The 24,567-nt window shown below is 39.4% G+C and carries 23 protein-coding genes; all 23 read right to left on the reverse strand.

The window, feature by feature from the left end; all coding sequences use genetic code 11:
- Nucleotides 1-463: 463 nt before the first annotated feature.
- Nucleotides 464-1,945 (reverse strand): lysine--tRNA ligase, encoded by a 1,482-nt coding sequence (gene lysS / locus FCJ93_RS21790; RefSeq protein ID WP_235879564.1) that lies wholly within the window; start codon nt 1,943-1,945, stop codon nt 464-466.
- Nucleotides 1,946-2,148: 203 nt separating this feature from the next.
- On the reverse strand, nt 2,149-3,147 hold the full coding sequence (gene dusB, locus FCJ93_RS21795) for a tRNA dihydrouridine synthase DusB (protein WP_095314514.1): 999 nt from the start codon (nt 3,145-3,147) through the stop codon (nt 2,149-2,151).
- A 21-nt stretch (nt 3,148-3,168) separates the two neighbouring features.
- A complete protein-coding gene (locus FCJ93_RS21800) occupies nt 3,169-3,378 on the reverse strand; it encodes a helix-turn-helix domain-containing protein (RefSeq protein ID WP_095314513.1) in 210 nt (69 codons plus the stop codon).
- Nucleotides 3,330-3,857: a 2-amino-4-hydroxy-6-hydroxymethyldihydropteridine diphosphokinase gene (gene folK / locus FCJ93_RS21805; protein WP_095314510.1), complete on the reverse strand. Its 528-nt coding sequence runs from the start codon at nt 3,855-3,857 to the stop codon at nt 3,330-3,332. The genes FCJ93_RS21800 and folK overlap by 49 nt, the downstream gene beginning before the upstream one ends.
- A 1-nt stretch (nt 3,858) precedes the next feature.
- The gene (gene folB / locus FCJ93_RS21810; RefSeq protein WP_095314508.1) at nt 3,859-4,218 is read right to left on the reverse strand and encodes a dihydroneopterin aldolase; all 360 of its coding nucleotides are present in this window, start codon (nt 4,216-4,218) and stop codon (nt 3,859-3,861) included.
- The gene (folP, locus tag FCJ93_RS21815; protein WP_095314506.1) at nt 4,211-5,056 is read right to left on the reverse strand and encodes a dihydropteroate synthase; all 846 of its coding nucleotides are present in this window, start codon (nt 5,054-5,056) and stop codon (nt 4,211-4,213) included. Before folP ends, folB begins: the two co-directional genes overlap by 8 nt.
- Nucleotides 5,057-5,278: 222 nt before the next feature.
- Nucleotides 5,279-6,208, reverse strand: coding sequence for a cysteine synthase A (cysK, locus tag FCJ93_RS21820; RefSeq protein ID WP_095314504.1), 930 nt, complete (start codon nt 6,206-6,208; stop codon nt 5,279-5,281).
- Nucleotides 6,209-6,467: 259 nt separating this feature from the next.
- Nucleotides 6,468-7,355, reverse strand: a complete 888-nt coding sequence (locus FCJ93_RS21825) for a peptidyl-prolyl cis-trans isomerase (RefSeq protein ID WP_095314502.1) — start codon at nt 7,353-7,355, stop codon at nt 6,468-6,470.
- A 74-nt stretch (nt 7,356-7,429) separates the two neighbouring features.
- Nucleotides 7,430-8,308 carry an Hsp33 family molecular chaperone HslO gene (gene hslO / locus FCJ93_RS21830; RefSeq protein WP_095314500.1) on the reverse strand — a complete coding sequence of 293 codons (879 nt, stop codon included), beginning with the start codon at nt 8,306-8,308 and terminating at the stop codon, nt 7,430-7,432.
- A gap of 23 nt (nt 8,309-8,331) precedes the next feature.
- On the reverse strand, nt 8,332-9,132 hold the full coding sequence (locus FCJ93_RS21835) for a type III pantothenate kinase (RefSeq protein WP_095314498.1): 801 nt from the start codon (nt 9,130-9,132) through the stop codon (nt 8,332-8,334).
- Nucleotides 9,133-9,376: 244 nt separating this feature from the next.
- Nucleotides 9,377-11,386: an ATP-dependent zinc metalloprotease FtsH gene (gene ftsH, locus FCJ93_RS21840; RefSeq protein ID WP_095314496.1), complete on the reverse strand. Its 2,010-nt coding sequence runs from the start codon at nt 11,384-11,386 to the stop codon at nt 9,377-9,379.
- A gap of 189 nt (nt 11,387-11,575) precedes the next feature.
- Nucleotides 11,576-12,127 carry a hypoxanthine phosphoribosyltransferase gene (hpt, locus tag FCJ93_RS21845; RefSeq protein WP_213085525.1) on the reverse strand — a complete coding sequence of 184 codons (552 nt, stop codon included), beginning with the start codon at nt 12,125-12,127 and terminating at the stop codon, nt 11,576-11,578.
- Entirely contained in the window at nt 12,111-13,550 is a 1,440-nt protein-coding gene (gene tilS, locus FCJ93_RS21850; protein WP_328592018.1) for a tRNA lysidine(34) synthetase TilS, read from the reverse strand. The genes hpt and tilS overlap by 17 nt, the downstream gene beginning before the upstream one ends.
- A 187-nt stretch (nt 13,551-13,737) precedes the next feature.
- Nucleotides 13,738-14,706 carry a protein kinase domain-containing protein gene (locus tag FCJ93_RS21855; protein ID WP_095314492.1) on the reverse strand — a complete coding sequence of 323 codons (969 nt, stop codon included), beginning with the start codon at nt 14,704-14,706 and terminating at the stop codon, nt 13,738-13,740.
- Nucleotides 14,675-15,412: a vWA domain-containing protein gene (locus FCJ93_RS21860; RefSeq protein ID WP_095314490.1), complete on the reverse strand. Its 738-nt coding sequence runs from the start codon at nt 15,410-15,412 to the stop codon at nt 14,675-14,677. Before FCJ93_RS21860 ends, FCJ93_RS21855 begins: the two co-directional genes overlap by 32 nt.
- Nucleotides 15,413-15,539: 127 nt before the next feature.
- A complete protein-coding gene (spoIIE, locus tag FCJ93_RS21865; RefSeq protein ID WP_137744723.1) occupies nt 15,540-18,020 on the reverse strand; it encodes a stage II sporulation protein E in 2,481 nt (826 codons plus the stop codon).
- Nucleotides 18,021-18,654: 634 nt separating this feature from the next.
- Nucleotides 18,655-19,113 carry a S1 domain-containing RNA-binding protein gene (locus tag FCJ93_RS21870; protein ID WP_095314485.1) on the reverse strand — a complete coding sequence of 153 codons (459 nt, stop codon included), beginning with the start codon at nt 19,111-19,113 and terminating at the stop codon, nt 18,655-18,657.
- Nucleotides 19,114-19,246: 133 nt separating this feature from the next.
- On the reverse strand, nt 19,247-19,639 hold the full coding sequence (locus FCJ93_RS21875) for an FtsB family cell division protein (RefSeq protein ID WP_095314483.1): 393 nt from the start codon (nt 19,637-19,639) through the stop codon (nt 19,247-19,249).
- Between the two features lie 28 nt (nt 19,640-19,667).
- Nucleotides 19,668-20,300: a spore cortex biosynthesis protein YabQ gene (gene yabQ, locus FCJ93_RS21880; RefSeq protein WP_095314481.1), complete on the reverse strand. Its 633-nt coding sequence runs from the start codon at nt 20,298-20,300 to the stop codon at nt 19,668-19,670.
- A complete protein-coding gene (yabP, locus tag FCJ93_RS21885; protein ID WP_095314479.1) occupies nt 20,297-20,599 on the reverse strand; it encodes a sporulation protein YabP in 303 nt (100 codons plus the stop codon). Before yabP ends, yabQ begins: the two co-directional genes overlap by 4 nt.
- A 262-nt stretch (nt 20,600-20,861) precedes the next feature.
- Nucleotides 20,862-21,122, reverse strand: a complete 261-nt coding sequence (locus FCJ93_RS21890; protein ID WP_095314477.1) for an RNA-binding S4 domain-containing protein — start codon at nt 21,120-21,122, stop codon at nt 20,862-20,864.
- Between the two features lie 47 nt (nt 21,123-21,169).
- Entirely contained in the window at nt 21,170-22,630 is a 1,461-nt protein-coding gene (gene yabN, locus FCJ93_RS21895) for a bifunctional methyltransferase/pyrophosphohydrolase YabN (protein ID WP_235879565.1), read from the reverse strand.
- 8 nt (nt 22,631-22,638) lie between these two features.
- The gene (locus FCJ93_RS21900; RefSeq protein ID WP_137744725.1) at nt 22,639-24,252 is read right to left on the reverse strand and encodes a putative polysaccharide biosynthesis protein; all 1,614 of its coding nucleotides are present in this window, start codon (nt 24,250-24,252) and stop codon (nt 22,639-22,641) included.
- Between the last annotated feature and the right edge of the window lie 315 nt (nt 24,253-24,567).

Below are 24,567 nucleotides of genomic sequence, written 5' to 3' on the forward strand. Positions count from 1 at the left end.
AGAGTAAGATTAGCTCTTATGTTTAAAAAACGTTGGCTAGTTTCAGCTTCTCAAAGAAAGATAGCCTCCACTATAATTATTTGTTGACGTATGATTTGTTTAGTTTTCAAAGTGCAATTTCGAAATGATCTTAAGGAAGAAAATTTCTATTCGTCGCTCGAAGGCGACTTTTTAATATTAGCAGAATCTAAAGAAAGTGTCAATAACTTCTTAATAAATTCTTTTTTGTGTGCCTGTATCTTTCGCGGCAACAGATAATAATATACCACTATAATTTATCTCGCGCAATACTTTTTTATAATTTTTTTCATTTGGATCAGCTCCGTTAAATATAGCCTTAGATTTTTCACCACTCCAACGATTAATCAAACAAAATGAATTATGGAAGTTTCCATTCACTTGATTAGAACGGGTACATAAAAAGGGCAAAGGTCCTATCGCCTTTGCCCTTTTTATACAATTGTTATCGATGACGCATGAGCGGGAATAACAGAACATCTCTAATTGATGGAGAATTTGTTAATAGCATGACTAGGCGGTCAATTCCAATTCCTAAACCACCGGTTGGAGGCATCCCAAATTCCAACGCTTCAATAAAGTCATTATCCATCATGTGAGCTTCGTCGTTTCCTTGCTCCCTTTCCTTAAGCTGATCCTCAAAGCGCTCTCTTTGGTCAATTGGATCATTTAACTCAGTGAACGCATTCGCATGCTCGCGCGCAACAATAAATAACTCAAAGCGATCCGTAAATCTTGGGTCTTCCTCATTTTTCTTAGCAAGCGGTGAAATTTCTACTGGATGTCCGTAAATGAACGTAGGTTGAATAAGCTGTTCTTCCACTTTTTGCTCGAAGAATTCATTAACAATATGACCGTAGAGCATCGTATCTTTTATTTCTACATTATGTTCTTTTGCCAACTGCCTTGCTTCCTCAACAGTCATTTCCTTCCAGAAATCAACACCGGTATACTCTTTAATTGCATCTACCATATGCAGCCTCTTCCACTCAGGCTTTAATTCTACTAGATGCTCTCCGTACTGCACCGTTGTTGTTCCTAACACTTCCTGTGCAATATGAGCGATTAGATTCTCTGTTAGACTCATTATGTCTCGATAATCAGCATAAGCCTCATACAGCTCTATCATCGTAAATTCAGGATTATGGCGTGTTGATACGCCTTCATTTCGAAATACACGACCAATTTCGTATACTTTCTCTAAACCACCGACAATGAGACGTTTTAAATGTAACTCAATCGCAATACGCATATATAACTGCATGTCCAATGCATTGTGATGAGTAATAAACGGACGTGCTGAAGCTCCGCCTGCAATCGCGTGCATCATAGGAGTCTCTACTTCCAAATACCCATGATCATCTAAATAACGCCGCATCGCTTGAATAATTCTACTTCTTGTAACAAACGTTTTTCGGCTTTCCTGACTAGTAATCAGATCTAAATAACGTTGACGGTAGCGCTGTTCCACATCTTTTAAACCATGGAATTTTTCTGGCAGCGGGCGCAAGGCTTTTGTTAACAGCTGAAAGTCTTGAACTTTAATAGAAAGTTCTCCAACCTTTGTTTTAAATAACACTCCTGTTACACCGACAATATCCCCTAAATCCACGCTTCCGAATATATCATACTGCTCCTCACCTACAGCATCCTGCCTCACATATATTTGAATTTGGTTAGTCAGATCTTGAATATGAGCAAAACCCGCCTTACCTTTACCACGCTTTGTCATCATACGACCAGCAATCGTCACTGTCATGGCTAATTGTTCAAGAGCCTCTTTCTCCACCTCACCGTACTGGTTAATCAATTCTTCCGCAAGATGAGTGCGTTCATAACGCTTTCCAAATGGGTCTAGCCCCTTTTCTCTCATATCATGCATTTTTTCCAGCCTAACTCTCATCTGGTCGTTTAATTCTTCACTCACTTAAATCATCTCCAATATTAAAATGTTTCTATGTAATTCAACCTTCAGACTTAAATTAAGTAATGTATCTTTGAAAAGAAAAAATTGTACCTTACTATTTTACACAAAATTGCGCAAAGAGACACCTAATATAATAAAAACTGCCAGCAACAACCGGCAGTTTTCTTTTCCATCATAATGAAAGAAGCAAGAGAAGTCAATCCTTAACCTACTTGTACGAACTGTTCCTTTGCTTCTGATTCTAATACAAGCTCGTTTAATAAGTTGACAAGCTCTTCCCTTGTGTTGCATTCGTTAATTCCATTACGGGCTTTCGCAGTCCCTTTTATCCCTTTTAAATACCATGCTGCATGCTTTCGCATTTCACGAACTGCAACATACTCACTCTTAAGAGCAATTAAGCGATCTAAATGAAGAATGCAAACATTTATTTTCTCTCTCACAGAAGGCTCCTCAATTAACTCTCCTGTTTCTAAAAACTGAACCGTTCTATAGATCATCCACGGATTCCCTAATGCCGCCCTTCCGATCATTACGGCATCACAACCAGTTTCATCTAGCATCCTTTTCGCATCCTGCGGTGTTTTGACATCTCCGTTGCCGATAAGCGGGATATTTATAGCCTCTTTCACTTCACGAATAATATCCCAGTTCGCATTACCCTCATACATTTGTACTCGAGTACGGCCATGTAATGAGATTGCACTGCCACCTGCACGTTCGACTGCTTGGGCGTTTTTCACTGCAAAGATATGCTTCTCATCCCAACCCATGCGCATTTTTACTGTTACAGGCTTATCAACCTTATCGACAACCGCGGAGACCATTTCATAAATTTTATCAGGATCAAGCAACCACTTTGCACCTGCATCACATTTGGTAATCTTAGGTACTGGACACCCCATATTAATATCAATAATATCGGCATTTGTATTTTTATCTACAAATTTAGCAGCCTCAACAAGCGTTTCCTTTTCTCCCCCAAAAATTTGTAGGCTTAATGGATTTTCCCGCTCATCGATATATAACATATTCATCGTTTTGGCATTTTTCAAAACAATTCCTTTATCACTAATCATTTCAGCACAGACTAGGCCAGCACCAAACTCCTTCACCGTTAAACGAAAAGCCGAATTACAAACACCAGCCATCGGCGCCAAAACGACCTGATTTTTCATTTCTACATTTCCTATTTTAAACATCCATTTACCCCTTTACCCATCCTATTCTTCAGGTGGTGTTAAATCATCTATACTCACTTTCAATATATCGGCAACTTCCAGCAAAAACTCTTCCGTTGGCATGCGATTGCCACGTTCTACTTCTCCCAAAATAGAAACTGATACACCAAGCTTGCCTGCCAAACCCTCTTGTGTATAGCCCTTTAATTTGCGAAAAGCGCGAATACGTCTTCCCCATTTTTCAGCTTCCATATTCGTACTCCTTCTCTATCAGATATTTCATCTAAAGTTTCTCGTAACAAATAATCCGCCCTTGGGAGCCTTTCGTTCGGACTAATCTCGAGGAGTGGAATTAAAACAAAAGCTCTTTCGTGCATCCGCGGATGAGGAACAACAAGCTTCTCTGATTCAATATTTTCTTGGTTGTAGAGAAGAATGTCAAGGTCTATAATTCTCGGTCCCCATCGAATGATCCTTTTTCTCCCAAGATTCTTTTCAATTTGCAAACAGCAGTCCAATAGCTCAAAAGGCTTTAACGCTGTTTTAATCTCAATCACCATGTTTAAAAATGGATCCTGGTTAGTATAACCCACCGGATCAGTCTCATAAATAGAAGAACTATGCTCTAACTCAACCTGAGAATGTTTATGTAGTAAAGTTATCGCATCCATCAAGTTTTCATAGCGGTTCCCCATGTTCGTTCCAAGTGCAAGCAAAGCTCTATTTTTCAATTTATCTACTCCTTGTAATTTCTACCGCAACCGAGTCATAGTGACCTGGAATCGGAGGATCTGGCTTAATCACTTTTACCGTGCAGGATACAGCCTTCGCGAATTGCGCAAGGCAGGTGGCGGCAATTTTTTCTGCTACAGCTTCTAAAAGCTTATAGGGCTCGCCTTCAACAATTTCTTTACACATCATATATAGCTCTCCGTAGTGAATCGAGTCAGATAGCTCGTCCTTCTCACCAGCACTTTTTAAATCAGCTTCTACCACTAAATCAACGATGAACCTTTGTCCTAGGCGTGTTTCTTCCGGAAAGACACCATGATAGCCATAGAATTCCATTCGATTTACATAAATTTTATCCATTGACTTCTCCCTTTCCGAGCAATACATCCATCATTCTAGCCATGCGACTCATCTCTTTCACATCATGGACACGAACCATTTGGCATCCTTTTTGAATCCCAAAGCAAACCGTAGCCCCTGTCCCTTCAGTCCTTTCATCAACCGGTAAATTTAACGCTTGACCAATCAATGACTTTTTAGAAGTTCCAAGTAATACTGGGTACCCAACGGAAACCAATTTATCCAGCTCTCTCATCATTTGAAGATTTTCTTGCAAATCTTTAGCAAAACCGATACCAGGATCGAGAATAATTTTCTCATCGGCAATACCGGCGCTTTTCACAATTTGAATACTTTCAAATAGATCATTTACAACATCCCGGTAAAAATGCTGATAGTCTCGATTCTCTCGGTTGTGCATCAAAATAATCGGGACGTTGTAGCGGGCAGCTAATGACGCCATATTGTTATCCGCCTTCGCTCCCCAAATATCATTGATAATATGAGCTCCAGCTTCCAAGGCACCTTCTGCGACTTCTGATTTATATGTATCAATCGATATCGGAACATTCACCGCTTCCGAAACAGCTTTAATAATAGGGACTACACGACTCAATTCTTCCACAACGGAAATTTGCTCATAACCAGGACGAGTGGATTCTCCCCCAATATCAATGATATCTGCACCATCAGCAACCATCTGTTTTGCATGCTGAACAGCCCTTTCAATATGAGTAAATTTGCCTCCATCTGAAAAGGAATCAGGGGTAACATTCAAAATTCCCATTATTAGCGTTTTATTGCTATAGTCCAGTGTATAAGGACCACATTCGATCATTTTTTTTTGATTGGTAGACATGATTAACCTCCAAACCGTTTTACACCTTTATTGTAGCATTTAAAAGACGCTATTTCTAAATTTCTTACATCCGACCCCTTCAGTTTATTGGAACATCACCTTTTCCACTTCCCTGCAAAAAAACAAAATCGCAAAGAAACTGAGTTTACCGTCTTTAAAAAATGATGATCAAAAAGGAGCAACAGCCATTTCGACTACTGCTCCTTATATATATTTAGATTTTTACTCAGTATCAAATTGGTACAGTGGAGTGCTTAAATAACGTTCACCGTTACTTGGGATTACTGCCAGCACCTTTTTCCCTTTGCCTAGTTCTTTTGCCACTTTTAACGCAGCTGAAATTGCAGCGCCTGATGAAATACCACCTAAGATCCCTTCTTCTTTAGCAGCACGGCGAGCATATTCAAACGATTCCTCGTTTGTAATTTTTAAAACTTCATCATAGACGTCAGTATTTAATACTTTTGGAATAAAACCGGCACCAATTCCTTGAATTTTATGCGGTCCTGGTTTTCCACCTGAAAGAACAGGAGAATCCGCTGGCTCCACTGCGTAAATCTTAATATTTGGATAGTGTTCTTTAAGAACTGAGCCAGCACCTGTAATTGTACCACCTGTTCCGATTCCTGAAATAAAAGCATCTAACCGTTCGCCAACTTGCTCAACAATTTCTTTACCCGTCGTTCTTTTATGAACTTCTGGATTCGCAAAGTTTTCAAATTGCTGTGGCATAAAATAGCCATGTTCCTTCGCTAGCTCTTCCGCTTTGCGAATTGCTCCTCCCATGCCTTCTGGCCCTGGAGTTAATACTAGCTCCGCTCCATAAGCGCGCAGTAAATTTCTACGCTCTAAACTCATTGTTTCTGGCATAACCAGAATAGCTTTATATCCCTTAGCTGCAGCAACCATCGCAAGGCCAATTCCAGTATTTCCACTTGTTGGCTCAATAATGGTATCTCCCTCTTTTAGCTTACCCGCTTCTTCTGCTGCTTCGATCATCGCAAGGGCAATACGATCCTTTACACTGCTTCCCGGGTTCATATACTCTAGCTTTAAATAAACATCTGCACTATTTTCGTCTACAAGGCGATTCAATTTTACAATAGGGGTTTGACCTATTAATTCTGTTATTGAGTTGGCAACACGCACCATTCTACACACCTCTTATTCCGAGTATTTTTATTGGATTAATTCAAATTTACCAAGCGTATACCTAAATGTCAATCCTTTTACTCTTAAAATACAGAATATTTTTTCCACTTGCAAGAAACAGCTAAGGCTAGCGAATGTAAGCTTACAAAAATACACGAGCAATTGCTCGTGTATTTTTCAGCTTAAAAAGGTTTTTCGGCAAGCGAAAACAACTTGCCTCAACGACAAATTATTTTCAATCGCAAAGCTCAGGTATTCATTACTTTTCCCCGTAGAACCACTCAACATCCACTTCATTCCAAAAAGCTTCAACAGAGGACTCCCCCTCCATTTGCTCTAAAGCGATGACTCTGCGGATTTCGTCCTTTACTTCTTTAAAACTGTATTCTTTTCCAGTAATTTTCTCATGAAGCAAAGCAATCGCAAATCCTTCGTCAACAGGAATTGCCTCACTCCACTCACCTGGTTTTAGTTTATCGACAGCTTTTATGTAATGCTCGGAGATATTTTCATCACCTGACCGTACAAATCCAATATCTCCTCCTTCAGCAGTGCTAAATTCATCTATAGATCTTTCCATTGCTAAAACAGCAAAATCGGATCCATTTTTCAATTCTTCTATTGCCTGCTCTGCTTCTTTCTCTGTTTTCACTATGATTTGTGAAACATGATAGGACGTGGGAATATGATAAAAGTTTATATTTTCATCATAATAAGATTTCAAATCCTCTTCTGGAACATTAACATCCTTTGTTAAAATTTCCTCCAGCATTAAGCTCGATCTTATTTGCTTTCTCCATTCTTCTTCGTTCGCAGCTTCATTTGACGTGGAGCCATACATCGTTTTGATCAAAAATAGTTCGCGCTCAACAGCCTCTTCTGATATGGAAATATCATATTTTTCAGCCATTGCTTCAATTACTTTTTCATCAACTAATTCCTTCAATGTATCCTTTCCATATCTCTCTTCCATTACCTTTAGCCAATCCTGCCTTGTTACTTCCTCTTTTCCAACAGTCGCTACAACTTCGTTACCGCCGAAGCCTGTCCCCAATTTCGTTAGAAAAAAAGCAACAGTCAAACAATTGATTGTAATAAGGCCAGCTATAATGATCCACAGCTGCTTTTTCTCCCACTTTCTCTCCAACCTTTTCTCCTCCAATTTGTTCTTTGCCCCGAATCAATAGGATCGAATCACAGCAAAACAAATTCGCTCACTGCTCATTTTGCTTCAGCTAATAACTGTTCCAGCTCTTCACGTGTATATTGATACTTTTCATTACAAAAATGACATTGGGCTTCCGCTTTTCCATCAGTCTCAATCATATCCGTAATTTCATCTTGTCCTAAACTTACGATAGCATCTGCAAAACGTTCCTTTGAACAATTACATTCAAAAGAAACAGGTTGAGTTTCAAGAAAACGAACATTTTCTTTTCCTAAAACTTCTTCTAGAATTTCTTCTGGACTTAATCCTTGCTCAATGAGTTTTGATATTGGCGAAATCATTTTTAAACGCTCTTCTATTTTCGTAATCGTCTCCTCATCAGTACCAGGCATAAGCTGAATGACAAAACCGCCGGCAGCCAAGATGGTATTATCCGGATTCACCAACACTCCCACACCAACTGAAGAAGGGACCTGTTCCGACTTAACAAAGTAATACGTAAAATCCTCTCCTAATTCCCCTGATACGAGCGGCACTTGACCAGTAAAATAATCTCTTAAGCCGACATCCTTAACAACCGATAAGAATCCATTTGTTCCTACTGCTCTTCTCACATCAAGCTTTCCATGCTCATTTAAATCAAAGTGAATTTGCGGGTGCGTAACATAGCCTCTTACCTGACCTTTGGCATTCGCATCTACCAAAATCGGCCCAAGCGGACCGTCCCCTTCCACTTTTACCGTAAGCTTTTCTTCTCCCTTTAACATAGAGCCCATCATCACACCTGCTGTTAACGTTCTGCCAAGAGCAGCTGACGCAGTTGGCCATGTGTTATGTCTTCTCTGTGCTTCCCCTACTGTTTCAGTGCTCAGCACCGCATAAGCCCGAACTTGATCATCATACGCTAACGCCTTTACTAAATAATCCTTCACCTTAATACCCCTTTCAGCCAGCCTTAGTTGCTTTTAAACATGTTATTTCTTAGCATTTCCATATTTCGTTTATAAATTAACTGGAGCCCTTTTAAAGTTAAAAAAGGATCAACAACATCTATCACTTTTGCTTCCTCTGCAATTAGTCCTGATAAGCCGCCTGTGGCAATGACCATCGGCTTTTCCTTACTTTGCTTCTTCATTCGCTTCACAATTTCTTCTACTTGTCCTACGTAGCCATACAGGATCCCAGCTTGCATCGCAGCTACTGTATTTTTGCCCACCACTCCTTCAGACGGTGGAACAATTTCAATTCGCGGCAACTTTGCTGCTTTCGAATAAAGAGCTTCCGTAGAGATATGAATGCCAGGTGCTATGGCACCACCCATATATTGCTTATACTCATTAATATAACAATATGTAGTGGCCGTTCCAAAATCTACGACAATTAAAGGGCTTCCATACTCATGAATGGCAGCAACCGCATTGACAATCCGGTCAGCCCCAACCTCACGGGGATTTTCATATTTAATATCCAATCCCGTCTTAATGCCAGGTCCGACAATTAGCGGCTTTAAATGAAAATAGCGCTCACACATTCTTTCTAGCGCAAGCATAATGGGAGGTACAACAGACGAGATAATAATCCCTTCTATCACGGATAAATTTAAACCAACATGATCAAATAAGTTTTTAATCATAATTCCATACTCATCTTCCGTTCTGGAACGATTTGTTTCCATTCTCCAATGATGCTTCAATTCATCTTTATCGTACACACCTAAGACCATATTCGTATTTCCAACATCAAAAACAAATATCACGTAAATCACCACTTTAGTGTATTTTAAGAAGTTTTCTTGGTCATCTATAACGTTGTCGATTCAACCCTTTTCTCCCATTCTGCCAACATTTTATCATAAATGAAGAGCCTGTTCGCTGTTTTAGTGTTTTCATCTTTCGATTCAGGAGCAATCTCGTAGCCGATCAGAAAAGGTGCCCCTCGTAAAGGACACCTTAACGTGTAGCCAATGTTAAAAACACTTCATTTGATATAAGCTCTTTGAATTAGTTCTTTTTATCTTCATCTTCCGTAGCAGATGGAGATTCTTGCGTGCCTGCTTTCTTCTCATTTTCGTCAGAATCAGACTTTTCTGCTAGATCCTCATCCTTCTTAGTGCTGATATTTACCTTTACATCATCTTTGCCAGCAGAATCTGTCTTTTCTAAATCAACAGACGCGGTTGTTCTTTCAGGTAATGTACCATGGTCAAATAAATGCTTGATTTGTTCCGCATCTAGTGTTTCTATTTCCAGCAAAGTATTGGCAATTAAGTCAAGCTTATCACGGTTCTCAGTGAGAACTTGCTTCGCTTTCGCATAACACTCTTTAATGATGCGTTGAATTTCTAAGTCAATCTCATAAGCGATCGCATCAGAATAATTCTGTTCATTATGAATATCTCGACCTAGAAACACTTGGCCTCCTTGCGCTTGACCAAATTGCAACGGGCCGAGCTTATCACTCATACCAAACTCAGTAACCATTCGACGTGCTAAAGCTGTTGCCCGTTGGAAGTCATTGTGAGCACCTGTACTTACCTCACCGAAGACAATCTCTTCTGCAACACGACCACCAAGCAAACCAACAATTTTATCAAGAAGCTCTGGCTTTGTCATAAAGTAACGGTCCTCTTTTGGAAGCATGACGGCATAACCACCAGCTTGACCTCGAGGGACAATCGTTACTTTGTGAACCATATCCGCCTCCTCAAGAACAACACCTATAACCGTATGTCCAGCTTCATGGAAAGCAACAATATTCTTCTCTTTTTTGGAGATTACTCTGCTCTTCTTCGCTGGGCCAGCAATGACTCGGTCAGTTGCTTCATCAATATCATCCATATCGACTTTCTTCTTGTTTCTACGGGCAGCAACTAGAGCTGCTTCATTTAGTAGATTTTCAAGATCCGCACCAGAGAAACCTGGAGTACGTGCAGCAATCGCTTTTAAGTTAACTGATTCATCTAACGGTTTGTTACGTGCGTGAACCTTTAAAACTGCTTCACGGCCATTTACATCAGGACGATCTACCGTTATTTGACGGTCAAAACGACCTGGACGCAGCAATGCTGGATCTAAAATATCCGGACGGTTTGTCGCAGCAATAATAATGATTCCTTCATTTACGCCGAAACCATCCATTTCAACTAGCAATTGGTTCAATGTTTGCTCGCGCTCATCATGCCCTCCACCGAGGCCAGCTCCACGCTGACGACCAACTGCATCAATTTCATCAATAAAAATAATACAAGGCGCGTTTTTCTTCGCGTTTTCAAATAAATCACGAACACGGGATGCCCCGACCCCGACAAACATTTCAACAAAGTCAGAACCACTAATAGAGAAGAACGGAACCCCCGCTTCTCCTGCTACAGCTCTTGCAAGCAATGTTTTCCCCGTTCCTGGTGGTCCAACAAGTAAAACACCTTTTGGTATTCTTGCTCCGACTTCAGAGAACTTACGCGGGTCTTTCAAAAATTCTACAACCTCTACAAGCTCTTGCTTTTCTTCATCTGCACCAGCTACATCTTTAAAACGGACTTTTTTCTTCTCATCATTATAAAGCTTGGCCTTGCTTTTACCGAAGTTCATAACACGGCTTCCGCCACCTTGAGCTTGGTTTAAAAGGAAGAAGAACAAGATAAAAATAATGATAAACGGAATAATAGAAGTGAAAAACGTTATCCAACCACTCTGTTCCTTCGCTGGTAAAACCTTTACTTTAGAAGCTGCGGCTGCCTGATCTACTTTCTCTAATAGCTGTTCGCTATTCCAAACATATGTGATAAAAAACTCGCCTTCTTGATAATTGGCAAGGCGTCCTCTTACTTCATATACCCCTCTTTCAGGCTGGAGCGAGATCTCTTGAACCTCACCAGCTTCCAAATGGGCAATAAATTCGTCATAGCTTATATCTTTTGTCGGCTCATTGTTTCCATTAAAGAAACTAACAACGCCAATTATTACGAGAAAAATCAATAAATAAAATATGGTATTACGGAAAATTCGATTCATCCCTTACCTCCTCCCACACATCAACAAACTATAGTAAATAGTATCATAGAGATTTACGCCAACACAAGAAATTGCCCTCTCAGCTAAATCTTGCGTTCCATCAAGCCTTCGCATATTTTAACGCTATACATTAATTCGTATTGCGACTTATCTAAAGACTTTTTTGCACTTCATTCAATCCTTCTTATTTTACGCTTCTTCACTATTCGTATATACCTCCGGCTTTAAAACACCAATATATGGTAAATTTCGATATTTTTCCGCATAATCCAAACCATATCCGACAACGAATTCGTCAGGGACGATAAAACCAACATAGTCAGCACTAATATTTGCTTTTCTACCTGTCGGTTTGTCAAGTAAAGTAACAATTTTAATTGATTTTGCTTTGCGGTAACGGAACAACTCCACTAAATAACTTAACGTTAATCCGCTATCAATAATATCCTCAATAATGAGAATATCCCTGCCCTCAACCGAAGTATCTAAATCCTTTAATATTTTTACCTCTCCTGAAGAAACCGTAGAATTCCCATAGCTGGAAACATCCATGAAATCCATTTCCAAATACGTCTCCACTCGTTTTAACAGGTCCCCCATAAAAGGCATAGCACCCTTTAGAACCCCAATTGCTAGTGGAAAAGAATCCTGATAGTCCTCTGTTAATTGAGCAGCAAGCTCTTTAATTTTTGATTGAATTTCTTCTTCAGTAAAAAGTACCTTTTCAATATCCTTTTTCATCATTCGTTGTGCCCCCTAGAAGATCATTGCTTATATAAGTTAATAGAATGTTTCGGTGTTGACTATTTTGACTAGCTCCTGTCAAAGATTGCTTTGATTTTCTTAATCCAGGTACCCAAAGGATTTCATCGAAACGATTCGTCACAACCGGCCAAGCATTGCGCTTAACCTGCGGAATCTTTTCATCAATAAAAAGAGCCTTCAGTTTCTTTGTTCCATCCATCCCCATCACGGTCATTCTGTCACCGTTTTTCCTCGAGCGAATAACAATTGGTAATTGTTCTTCCGCAAAATCAATTAGAAATTGATCTCGGCCCAATCCTTCTTGTCGTTCACCATTGATAAATTCCATTCGTATGATATCCCCATTAGGAAGTACTACTTCACCTGGCTCGCTCAATTCGAATGAATAAGGGGTGGGGTCTGTTTGTACTTGAAATTGAAAGGTACATACCTGATACGAACGAACTACCTTTAACCCATTTGGGAAATCAAGTGAGCTAGAGGGGTGTGGACTTTCGAAAATGGATAATATTTTTTCAATATGTAAAGCGGATAAAGAAGCTGGTCTAACTTTATAAAGATAGTTTAATATTAGTTGAATAGCTCTCCTTTGTAAAGGCAAAGGCATTGATTCAAATCCTTTTATATCAACAGTTATTTCATTATCAGTATGTTCTAAAATAACGTCTTTTAGCTTCTTCTGTGCTAATGAAATAAGAAGGGTTTCATCCTGATCCAACTCTTCACTCAAGCGTTGAAAATGTTCATGCACATGCGGATTTTCCTGTCGTAAAAAGGGTAGAACCACCTTGCGGAATCGATTTCGGCTGTAAATGTCTTTGTCATTACTCGGATCCCTTCTGGGGTTTAATTCATAGTGCAAACAATATCTTTCGATTTCTTCCCTGTTCAAACATAAAAATGGACGAATAATAATGCCATTGTGAAAATCCCGTAAAAAAGGAATTCCAGACCTAGCTTTCCCCGTACTTCCCCTTGTTAACCTCATTAATATTGTTTCAACTTGATCGTCTCCATGATGGCCTAGAGCAAGTACCGAAAGCTGATGCTTTTCAAGCACTTCCGCAAAAAATTCATATCTTTTCTCTCGAGCAGCCGCCTGCGGGTTGCGCCCTGTTTCTTCTATATACGATTGGACGTTAATCTGTTTCATTTCAAAAGGAATGTTTCTTTCTTCACAAAAACCCTTTACAAATAATGCTTCTTGTTTCGATTCATCTCCTCGAAACATATGGTCAACATGGGCCGCCACAATATAGATATTCCATTGTTCCTGTTGACGCCACAAAAAATGAAGCAAAGCAAGCGAATCCGGTCCACCAGATACCCCTATTAATATCCTTTTATTTTGTAAATTAAATTGTCGCTTTTTCAGAAAAGCTTTTACTTTTCTTTCCAAAATAATCTCTTCCTTTTTACAACACATCAATGAAATTTTATCTATACAAGCTTACCATTAAAGAACTTGCACATACAACTCTTCTGAAGCGATTTAAACAGGGCACATTTTAATAATTTTTATGGGGGTTAGCACTTTCTTATGATACTTTTTCATTTGTTCTCCTATTTTGAATTTTCTAACCTTTTTAACCTATTTGCCCATATATATAGATCATATAGAGAATAGAGATGACCATCACAATCAACGTCGTCTCTAACCACCCTCCCTTTCTTTTATGTTGAGACTGTCTCGATTTTTGTATGGGCTGTTTAGCACTTCCCTTCCTATAAGAAGACTGGGCATGTTTAATTGGCTCGTTCAAATTTCTAATCATATCGAAACGCATTTCCTTGGCTGATTGATATTTACCATGTAAGGCATTTACAATCACTGCTTCATACTTTTGAAGAGGCTTCGCTCGGCGAATCATCTCCTGCAACTGGGTAACCCCACCTGTCGATTTATTGAATCTCTTCGGATACGCTGTATTAATCAAAATCATGGCAACAGCAAATAAATCGTAAGTCGGTTCTGCTTTACGCGTTCCAAGTCCCCAGTAACCCCGGTCATAAAACTCTGTAAATTCCTTTATTGCTCTGCCCTGTATAGTAGTTCCGCCGACATCAATACAACGGATTCTTGGAGGCGGGCCCATCACTATCAAGTTTTCGGGTTTTAAATCGCCAAACACCCACCCTTTTTCATGAAGCGTGTGCAAATCACTCAGCAGCTGCAACATCAATACATCGATCCAACCCGTTCCCTTTTGTTTGATAAATGTTAACAAATCAGGACCAGCAATATATTCCATTGCATAAAATGAAATGGTTTGACGCCGGACTGTCCAATCGTCTACATCAATCAAAGAAGGCCCGAGGGATGACCCTTGGACCTTCGCAAAAGACTTGAGGACATTGACCTCAGATGTAATGGACATTCCGTTATCACTCATTTTAAGAGCAACCCTCTGATTATGAAATTGTGCTAGATAAACAATTCCATTTGCACCAAACCCTAATTCCTTTATAATCGTATAGCGGTTTTTATGCCATTTTCCTTCAATAATCGTACCCGATTGAACTTTACATAGATTCTTCAAAGAACTGTTCATCATCACGAGATAACAAACTCCTTAAGGATCGTTTTTTCCTAAAGTAGGAAAGTGCTTCACGAATAGCAGGACCTGTCGGCGTAATTCCTCCCGTTGAGAGCTTTGGGAAAATACTCGTTAACGATTCTAATTGAGGAGTCCAATCGAGCAATTTTTCGACATCTTTCTTTTTCCCGGGAAATACAAAGACGCCAAATTGATTATTCCCTGCACGCGCATTTAGGCTTAAAGATAAGTCGAGCAATGCTTCTTTAACAGTTGGCAGCTTATGTTTCATGCTTGCACTCGTATCGACCAGAACCAATACTTCCAATTTTACATTTTCGCCAAGCTCATCAACAACTTCCATTACTTCTCCTCTTTGCTCAGGTGGTAAATCCTCCATCGTCTTTGTGCTTCCCAAAATCTGTTGCAGCTCCTTATTCACCACGCCCTGCAGCGTTTGAGTCATCGCTTTTCTCGTCACCATTTGGACCGTTTGCGATAAGCTTTGAGCATAAACTACTTGGCTGACTCCACCTCCAGACATGGCAATTCCCTCTATTTCCTTCATTCCTTGCTCATCAATTGTATCTTGTTCCATCACACCAATTACATTTACGGTTACACCTTGTTCCTTAGCTAAGGCTGCCATCGCAACCGGATCTTCCCCTTGGTTGGAGCATCCATCTGTAATCAACAAGATTTGTTTTAACGTACCTGGATTCATACTTTCTCCTCCTCATTTCAGGTTGTTACCATTTTCGTCATGAAAAGGAGCAATTATACCTGTTCTTATAAGTTGATTTCATAATGTTCTAAGTTTTTTAAAGACACTCTCATCTCTGTCTCGTACTTTATGCTTGTTTCTGGTATTTATGGATTGGTATGGTCGCCCATTTTGGCGTATTATGCTTAATTTTCGTTACGACAACTGTCATATCATCCTCGATCGTATTTGATCTCGAGCGGATCACCTCTTCCATAATCAAATCTGCTACTTCCTGCGGATCGTCTGTAGCTAACTCACCAATTTTCCGCTTCATCCACAAATCATAATTCTCTACGTGCTTCGGTCCTTCAAATACTCCATCGCTCATCATAATAAGCAAATCACCGGCCTTCAGTTGTTCTGTCACAACCTCCACATCAAATTCATGAATGATGCCGATTGGCAAATTACTCGCTTGGATTTTTTTTACAGTATTCCCCCTCTTAATAAAACTTGGAATGGAGCCTACTTTTAAAAATTTTGCGGAGGCATCTTGTAAATCGATCATTGCTAAATCTAATGTTGAAAAAATCTCATCTGTTGTCCTTAACGATAAAATTGAATTCACCGATTTTATCGCAAGCTTTTCCTCAATCCCCGATTGCAATATTTTTTGTAAAAGCTTGAGCGTCTCTTTGCTTTCGATATGGGCTCTTTCCCCATTTCCCATGCCATCACTGATCGCTACAGCATGCTTGCCACCACTTAGACTTATCATTGAGTAACTGTCCCCGGAAATAAATCCCCCATCCTTCGCAGCATGTGCTACCCCTGTTTCAATCGTAAATGCCTTAGCCGAACGAAATGTGACATGGCAAAAACCATTCGGATAAGCGGAACATTCCTCGGAATTAACAATGATCGTTTCCCCTAAAATGTCTGATAAAACGGGGGCAATTAGCTTCTCACATTCGCCGTGACCGTTGCAATAGGGAATGGTCATATCAATATCTACATTGCTATGTTCAAGACTATATATCTCAACATGTTCAATATGGATCCCAAATTCCTGAAGGGCCTCATAAATTTGTTCTTCTTGTTTATGATGATTATCTCTCTCCCTTTGAATCTCCTTTGCGAAATCTCCCATCACCGTGGACACGCCTAATAATTGATCTGCTACAAGCCTCCTACTTTCTTGAACTTGCTTTTTTAGCTTTTGATTCGCTTGAAAAAGCGTAAGCTCCTGCTGAATCGTATTCATTACTTTTTGAGATTTCGTACAATGCTTACCCCAATCCCGTGCTAGTTTTGGTGAAATAGTTCCATCATTTTGATCCATTTCATGCATAATTTCCTTCATATAATCATAGGTTGTATTAAAGTTACGCGCCCAACAATGCTCCTTTTTAAAACACATTTGACACGTCTTTTCTGTCACATTGCTCAAAAAGTAGTCAAGCTCTCGACTTTCCGGATCATCCCGTTCAGATAAATCGTCATAAGAGGCAAAGCTATTGGATAAAGCTTGAAAAACCGATGAAAACTGCTCGACTCTTTGGGCAGTCACATCCCGCATTTTTCTCATATAATGCTGCTGTTCTGCTGCATATTCAGGCGTCCCAGGAATATATTTCGCCAGTTTTGATGTTAAGCCCTGAGGGGTTAGAAGAAATAAAAGCATCGCTGCCGCCGATTCCAAAAGGGTTTTATCAAGATTACCACTACCTTCGCCATACATCCCAATTAATAAAGTAGAAATAAACAAACCAATGACGACGCCGACCTTTTTGCCTTCCTTGAGCAAACCACCTAATAAACCTGCAAAGGCTAGTAGACTCATATGATAAAAGCTTGACACATTTGCAAGACTAAAAATGAGACCTGTTACGACTCCCACTGTCGATCCAACAGTCGCTCCTGCAACAAATGCAAACACAAGCACTAAATAGCGCGATGTAATATGTTCTAACGACAAATCGTAGACGGACCAGCCAATGGTTCCTGTCATAATGGAGGCAAGCATAATGATGAGACAAACAACTTCCTCTGTTTTTAAGGTTTGCCTTCTCTTATTTGCCAAAATAAGGGGGATACTTTGTAAAAAAATAAGGGTTAAGATAAAGCCTAAACTCGCCTCTACCCCAGCCATCATTCCATCAAACAAAGAAATTTGTCCCGTGACAATAAAACTTTTCGCCAATTTACTCACTATAATCGTGGCTAACACAAAAAACGGAAGCGCTTTAACCTCCTGTTTCAACCAATTAAGGGCAACACGAAAGAGAAACAAAAAAAATACAGTACTGCCAAAAGCGTATGCAGCATCTACTACTGATAATGTAGCGGCTCCTACGACCAATCCTACAAGAGCGATCGGAGCCCTTTCCTTTCTGATGACATACACCGCTGCAAAAAACGGGAGAATAAACGGGGTAAGTGTTGATAAAATAAGAGCTCGTCCAAGTAGGAAGCCTATTACGAACAAAATATATCCCTTCTTTAAAAAGAAGGCTTCTAATTTTTGCAGAAGCCCTCTTATTCCTGAGGATACGTCAAGCTTCGCTTTGTTGTTTAAATTCAAACCGCTTACTGGTTCGATCAATGTCTTTACTGTCTTGTCCATAACAACTACACTCCTTACTATTTTTAATAATTTATCCCATCTTTGCTAATTGATTGAACCAGGAAATGACGACAACTGTTCAGGCCTTTAATGGATGATGAAATTTATGTGTTGCTGATTATTATAAAAGAGGGCATTATTAGAAGTTTGTCAAAATTGCGGACATGCCTATATTTTTCTTTCGACTCCATTCACGTTAATGTACGAAAAGGAAACAAATTGCTTGCCTATCTACTCTGCTAATGTGGCTAATGATGGTGAGTGAGCAAACAATTTGATGATTTATACGTAATGAATAGTATTTTGTACTCAAGTTCAATTGGAAACCAAAAAATAAGCGTCAAAGAAGTTCAATAATCCGGACGCCATGAGAACATATCATGTTATCGTTAGATACTCGATTTTTATAAAACTGGTTGAAAAAAACGACAAAGTGTTCCTCACACGCAATTGAGAGAGAGCTCAGCGTTGCGAATTAGATTAGTGCGGGGATTGAGAATCGTTGTGGAATTTTACATTTAAGACTATTTTCATTTAAACTAATCTACGATCAAAAAAAGAGCAGCCTAGTGGATGCTCTTTTACTTGTTCTAATAATGTTAAAAACCGATCTATATTTTAATTCAGCAGCAAGTTAGCCTCTTCTAGCGCCTCTTCCGCCACGTTTCGATTCTGTGTTACGTTTTAAAGAAGATAGGCGGTCTTCACTATCCTTTAAGAAACGAGCCATTTTTGATTCAAATGATTCTTTTGTAGCGCGATTATCATTTGTTCTTCCTTGTCGGGAACGTCCTACTGAACCTCTTGCATCACCGCCACCTTTAAAGCTTTTTTCAGGTCGCGTGCTTCTTTCAGGCTTATCTACAGCTTTTTTAATTGAGAGACCGATCTTGCCATCCTTTTCCACATTGATGACCTTAACTTCTACTTGGTCACCTACTTTAAGATGGTCATTGATGTCTTTTACATAATTGTCTGCGACCTCACTAATATGAACAAGCCCCGTTGAACCCTCTGATAATTCTACAAACGCCCCAAAATTAGTAATGCCTGTTACTTTTCCCTGTAACTTGCTGCCTACTTCGATTGACATAAAAAAAATTTTCCTCCTTAAGAATTTAAAAAGTCATACTACGGCCAACTTCCACTTGCCAAAGACAGAGTAATGGAATTGTACACTACTATATATTATACAGAAAAGGAAAAAAGAGTGTCAATAAGACGGGTTATTCTGAAGCTTTTTCCTCTTTCTCCTCTGAGATATTAAAAATAACTTCTCCCTCTTCTGATAAGAAATAATCTTTTCTTGCCAGTTTCGCAATATATTCATCATCATTAAGCTTAACAATCTCTTCCTTGAGGATCATTTCCTTTTTCTTTAATCCAGCAAGCTCTTCGTTTAACTGTTGTTGTTCTACTTTTATTTCTTCTAAAGAAGAGGCCTGTGAAATGAGTGTAGAGATCATAAAATAAGAAATAACAGATGCTAGTACAAAGAACATAGCTAATCGCCGAATCAATAATTTTCTTCTTCTCGATGCACTGACTTCATTTCTTTCATGCTGTTTAACATACTCTGACTGCAGCTTAGTTACTCTCTGTTTCTTGATCACACTCATTTTCACACCTCCTGATTTATCATGACCGTTATTTTTTTATTTTTTTCAATTTAAAAATTAGCTTGTTAATGGTATTCTTGCTTTTATGAAAAATTCCTGCAAAATAATTATATAACTTCTCGACCAATTTTTTAATCTTTTTCGGCAATAAATTCCAAAATAGCTTTAAAATCCACTCAAATGGCTTCAATAATACTTGTACAATGAATAATAGTACCTTTCCACACCCTTGCGCAAGTGCTAAAAGTCCTTTTCCTCCCATCAGCATTAAAGAAAATAAAAGCATTACTAAAGAATAAATGGGACGAAAAATTAAAATGCGAATCATTTTTACAAAAAACCGATAAATAGAGATTACCATGGAAATGACAATCTCTAGCAATCGTAAATATCCTTCTTTTAATAAACTTTGGTAAGCAGCAAAGCCGCATAAAAGGGCTAGAAAGATATAAAACCTCAGCTCTCCTTTATTTACTAGAAAAAGCACATAAAAAATCGACAATCCTTGAAGAAACCAGAAAAGGATATCATGACAAAAAACAATCCATCTTTTTCTCTTCGAACGTTGAAGAAAACGGTTGTACGTATCCAACGAAGCTCCAAAATAACTCCCCATTCCAATCATGGCAAGCATCGTTAAAAATTGTGTTGACAGTGTCATCGGAACAACTTGCTAAAGAAGCCCTTAGCCTTCTCCCCATGCTGTTCATCAAGATAGACAAGATCATATACCTTCCCTTTTAATGAAACAATCCCTTTGTCGACATCAAGGTTTTTCATTTGTAAATTTTGTCCTCTTATTGCTAAAAAGCCCATAACAGTCTCTAGCAAAAATTCCTCGTTATCAAAACTCTCCACTTGCTTTACACCCGTAATATCGACGAGCTTTCTTCCTCTCATGATGACATCATGCTCTTTTGCGGGTCCCTTTGTCGTGTTCATATCGTGATATTGACTCATTTCTCATCCCTCGCTTTTTACAAATACACATTTGTACAAGTGTATGAAGGAACAGCAAGTAATAGAACAAGCTTTAGCGTTCCCTATGAACGAGACATTGTACTTTTTTAAACAGAATTATTGCTAAAGCTATCTTTGAATAATTTCTGCGAAACCAAGGGGTCTAACGAAATGAGTCAAAAATCAACCCGACATATAACTTAACCTTTTGCTTAAAGACTAAGCGAATGGGAGCAGACTCCCAATTCGCATAAAGAGCATCTTAGCTTTCTACTTTTTCCTCTTTTACGACAGAGTACATTGCAGCCGCATCTTCTTTCCTTACGGTTTCTTGAAGCCGCTCAATCTTAACGGTTACAAGCTTTTGTCCAAAACGAACGGCAAGCTCATCGCCGACTTTCACTGTTGAACTAGCCTTTGCTACCTGTCCATTAATGGTAATTCGTCCCTGATCACTTACTTCCTTCGCCAACGTTCTTCGCTTTATTAGTCGGGAAACCTTTAAAAATTTATCTAAGCGCATACCCTTCACTCTCCTATTTGTATTTATTCATGTCATTATCGTCCATCTTACAACTCTTTGCTTTTGGCCTCATTCCAAAACGCATCCAATTCCATTAAGGTATAATCGGCAAAATCTTTGCCATTTTCTTTCGCCCTTTCTTCAACATATGTGAATCGACGAATAAATTTTTGATTGGTATGAAACAAAGCTTCCTCAGGGTTTATTTTATAGAAACGTGCCACATTAATGAAAGCAAAAAGGAGGTCACCAAACTCTTGCATCAAGCGCTCCGAAGAATTTCCCTTCATTTCTTCCTCGAATTCCTCAAGTTCTTCTCTTACTTTCAAAAACGCATCTTCGACATTCTCCCAGTCAAAACCAACTTTAGCTGCCCTTTTTTGAAGTTCATAAGCCCTTAACGTATTTGGCAAATGCTTTCCCATCTCTTCTAAATGCAATGTGACCGATTCTTTCCCTTTTTCCGCTTTTTTAATCTCTTGCCAATTCTTCACCACATCCTCAGCAGTGTCTGCTTGACTATCAGCAAACACATGAGGATGGCGTCTCACCATTTTCTCACTTATCGCTGCAATCACATCATCGATCGAGAAAAAACCGTCATCTTCACCAATTTGTGCATGGAGCATCACTTGAAGAAGCACATCCCCTAATTCTTCAATCATATGATCGATGTCCTCTTCATCTATCGCTTCAATTAATTCATAACTTTCTTCAATCAAATACTTTTTCAAAGAATGATGCGTCTGTTCTTTATCCCAAGGACAACCGTTTGGACCGCGCAATTCAGCAATAATTTGACGCAGCTTTGAAAATTGCTTATATAGAACTTCCTCACTCTTAACAGGCGGGACATAAACTGATGTTAAATTATTGAGGGACACTTCTCGATCTAATTCATATAGGGGGATCTTCGTTATCTGCTCCTCTTTGCCCCCTGCCGCAGTCACAATATAAACTTCATAGTCATCCGGAAGCTTCTCCATGAGTGTCAGCTTAACTTCCGATGCCATAAAGCTATCATATATTTGCCCGATAATCATATGCTGCCGTAGTTCCAGTTCATCCTTATGCAAGCTTGTTGCATCAAGGAGTTGAAACCCTTCAATCGGATCTACTTTTACCGCCTGAAATAGCGGATCGAGAAAGCTTTGCCCACCGCCTATTTCAACTTCGATCCCGCGTCCTTCGCAGCCTTCTAATAGCAATTGCACCGTGCGCTCAGCAACAAGAGGATGACCTGGAACAGCATAAACAATAGACTGCTGTTCTGCAAGCTGAAACAACCGATCACAAATCTCTTCATACACCGCTTCAAAGGAATTATGCTTTTCGTATGTATCGTCAAAGGATGGAAAGATATAACCTTCCGTCTCCAGTTCTTTGACAACTGGATGCTCTCTTGTCCGTAAAAACACGTTTTCAGCTTTAGTTAGGAACCGATAAATCCCTAATGGTAATTGCTCTAGGGTACCGGCGCCCAGCCCAATAATCACGATTTTATTCAAAGCGCTCTTCATCTCCTATTTCTTTTTGGTGGGAATAAATGCATGATTTTACTTCCAAAAGGAAGTAATACTAATTCTTCTATTGAAAACACCTTTGTCCTGATAATCACCAATAAATAAGTAAAGGCCCCTAAAACCACTGCAGCTAACGATTGCATTGTGGCAATTAAGCGTGGATGACCAAAGGCATACATAAAATCTGTAATCGACAAAAAGCCATGTAAGACGATATACATCACTGCTGCTGCGGTCAGTGCTCTCGCTGTTAATGGTAAGAAATTCATCCTTCCTTTTCTTTTCCTTCTCATCCGAAAAAAGAGAATGAGCAACACTGCGGCAAGGCTCAGATTAGAAGCCCACGCTGCGCCCGTTGTACCATAGGTTGGAATTAGCATAAGATTAAAGGAATATTTACAAACAAAGCCAACGAGAACAGCAATCGCTGGAAAAACCGTTTCTCCCAAGCCTTGAAAAATAGCAATGAGCGTCATAATAATGGAGCTAAGCAATATCGTGATTGTAATGATTGATAGAACTCCAGAGCCCTCACTGTTTTCAAACAGCATAGTATTGGTTGGCTCCATAATCGCCATTAAACCAACAGTGGCACCCAGCCCAACAACAAAGCTGACGCGAATCGCTAATTGGATATGCTGCTTAAGCGTCTCCACACTATTTCTCATGCGCTCGCTTGCTATTAAGGGGACTAGCGAAAGGGACATCGACGTTGCCACTACCGTCCCAAGCTGAATGAGCGGCTGTCCCCTGTCATAAATGCCCTTTATTCCTTTAGCATCTTCTCCATTTATGCCAGTCGATATGAGTAGCGAATACAAGTTCAAAGAATCAGCTAATTGCATTAACAGTAAAAGCATACTGCTGATACAGATGGCAAAGCCTTGTATCACTAAAACTTTTAAGAGTGCCAAAACTTCCTTATATTTGAATAAACGACCCGACTCCTTCAATCGAAACACGTCAAAATCTTTTTTTATCCATATGAAAGCAAGTAAAATAACAACTCCAACGATTCCCCCCGTAACCGAGCCAAATACCGCCCCAGCCCCAACTTCATAAAGACTAGATCCAGCTCTCATGAACATCACGGCGGTAATTAAAATAGTTGCGACGCGAACAAACTGCTCCCCGACCTGCGAGTAAGCAGTCGGAACCATATTTCCCTCTCCCTGATAATAACCTCTTAGCATCGCTGCGATTGGCATAATTAAAAAGACAACAGATATGACCCGAATCAAAAGAGCAAGCTGTGGATCATCCATAAAACGAGCAATTGTTTCTGCCCCATAATAAAGGAAAAGAAACATAGCAGCACCGATAACAAAAAAGAAAATAGTTGATACGACCATTAAACGTTGCTTTTCCAACTGACTTTTTTGCTCCGTGTACAGCTTAGATAAAATAACTGGAAAACCTGTTGTTGCTAGCACAAGGGCTACCCCATAAATTGGGTAAACCTGCTGATATATGTAAAAACCTGTATCCCCGACGATATTTTGAAAAGGGACTCGATATACTGCACTCAATATTTTCGTTAATAAAGCAGCAATCGCTAAGACGAATGCTCCTCTCACTAAAAGCCTTGATTGTTGTGCGGGCTGCACAAGCACAACTCCTTCCGACACACTTATAAAAGAGAATGAATTGACTGTATTATAGCATAGACTCGAAACATGATGAGCAAAAGTAGAGAGGGTGCATATGGAATTCCTGTTTTAGGATAACATCAAAGGATTCTAGAACTAAATATTAAATTCGACAATAATGAAAAGAGTTCCCATAAACAAACGACTTTGCTTTCCTTAACCACAAAAAAAGGTAGCATTATAACACGCTACCTTTTTCAAAATTGGCTATGTTGCATGATTTGACTTATTTCGTGCCTGTCACGCACCCTTTGCTGAGTGTAGATTTTGCGA

Origin of the sequence: Robertmurraya siralis, assembly GCF_005502275.1 — a bacterium.
GTDB classification, from domain to species: domain Bacteria; phylum Bacillota; class Bacilli; order Bacillales; family Cytobacillaceae; genus Robertmurraya; species Robertmurraya siralis.

Excerpts from the sequence above, each read along its gene's own strand:
- dusB (WP_095314514.1), bottom strand. The coding sequence starts at position 3,147 with ATGTTTAAAATAGGAAATGTAGAAATGAAAAATCAGGTCGTTTTGGCG.
- FCJ93_RS21800 (WP_095314513.1), bottom strand. The coding sequence starts at position 3,378 with ATGGAAGCTGAAAAATGGGGAAGACGTATTCGCGCTTTTCGCAAATTA.
- folB (WP_095314508.1), bottom strand. The coding sequence starts at position 4,218 with ATGGATAAAATTTATGTAAATCGAATGGAATTCTATGGCTATCATGGT.
- folP (WP_095314506.1), bottom strand. The coding sequence starts at position 5,056 with ATGTCTACCAATCAAAAAAAAATGATCGAATGTGGTCCTTATACACTG.
- cysK (WP_095314504.1), bottom strand. The coding sequence starts at position 6,208 with ATGGTGCGTGTTGCCAACTCAATAACAGAATTAATAGGTCAAACCCCT.
- ftsH (WP_095314496.1), bottom strand. The coding sequence starts at position 11,386 with ATGAATCGAATTTTCCGTAATACCATATTTTATTTATTGATTTTTCTC.
- hpt (WP_213085525.1), bottom strand. The coding sequence starts at position 12,127 with ATGAAAAAGGATATTGAAAAGGTACTTTTTACTGAAGAAGAAATTCAA.
- FCJ93_RS21855 (WP_095314492.1), bottom strand. The coding sequence starts at position 14,706 with ATGATGAACAGTTCTTTGAAGAATCTATGTAAAGTTCAATCGGGTACG.
- FCJ93_RS21860 (WP_095314490.1), bottom strand. The coding sequence starts at position 15,412 with ATGAATCCAGGTACGTTAAAACAAATCTTGTTGATTACAGATGGATGC.
- spoIIE (WP_137744723.1), bottom strand. The coding sequence starts at position 18,020 with ATGGACAAGACAGTAAAGACATTGATCGAACCAGTAAGCGGTTTGAAT.
- FCJ93_RS21870 (WP_095314485.1), bottom strand. The coding sequence starts at position 19,113 with ATGTCAATCGAAGTAGGCAGCAAGTTACAGGGAAAAGTAACAGGCATT.
- FCJ93_RS21875 (WP_095314483.1), bottom strand. The coding sequence starts at position 19,639 with ATGAGTGTGATCAAGAAACAGAGAGTAACTAAGCTGCAGTCAGAGTAT.
- yabQ (WP_095314481.1), bottom strand. The coding sequence starts at position 20,300 with ATGACACTGTCAACACAATTTTTAACGATGCTTGCCATGATTGGAATG.
- yabP (WP_095314479.1), bottom strand. The coding sequence starts at position 20,599 with ATGAGTCAATATCACGATATGAACACGACAAAGGGACCCGCAAAAGAG.
- FCJ93_RS21890 (WP_095314477.1), bottom strand. The coding sequence starts at position 21,122 with ATGCGCTTAGATAAATTTTTAAAGGTTTCCCGACTAATAAAGCGAAGA.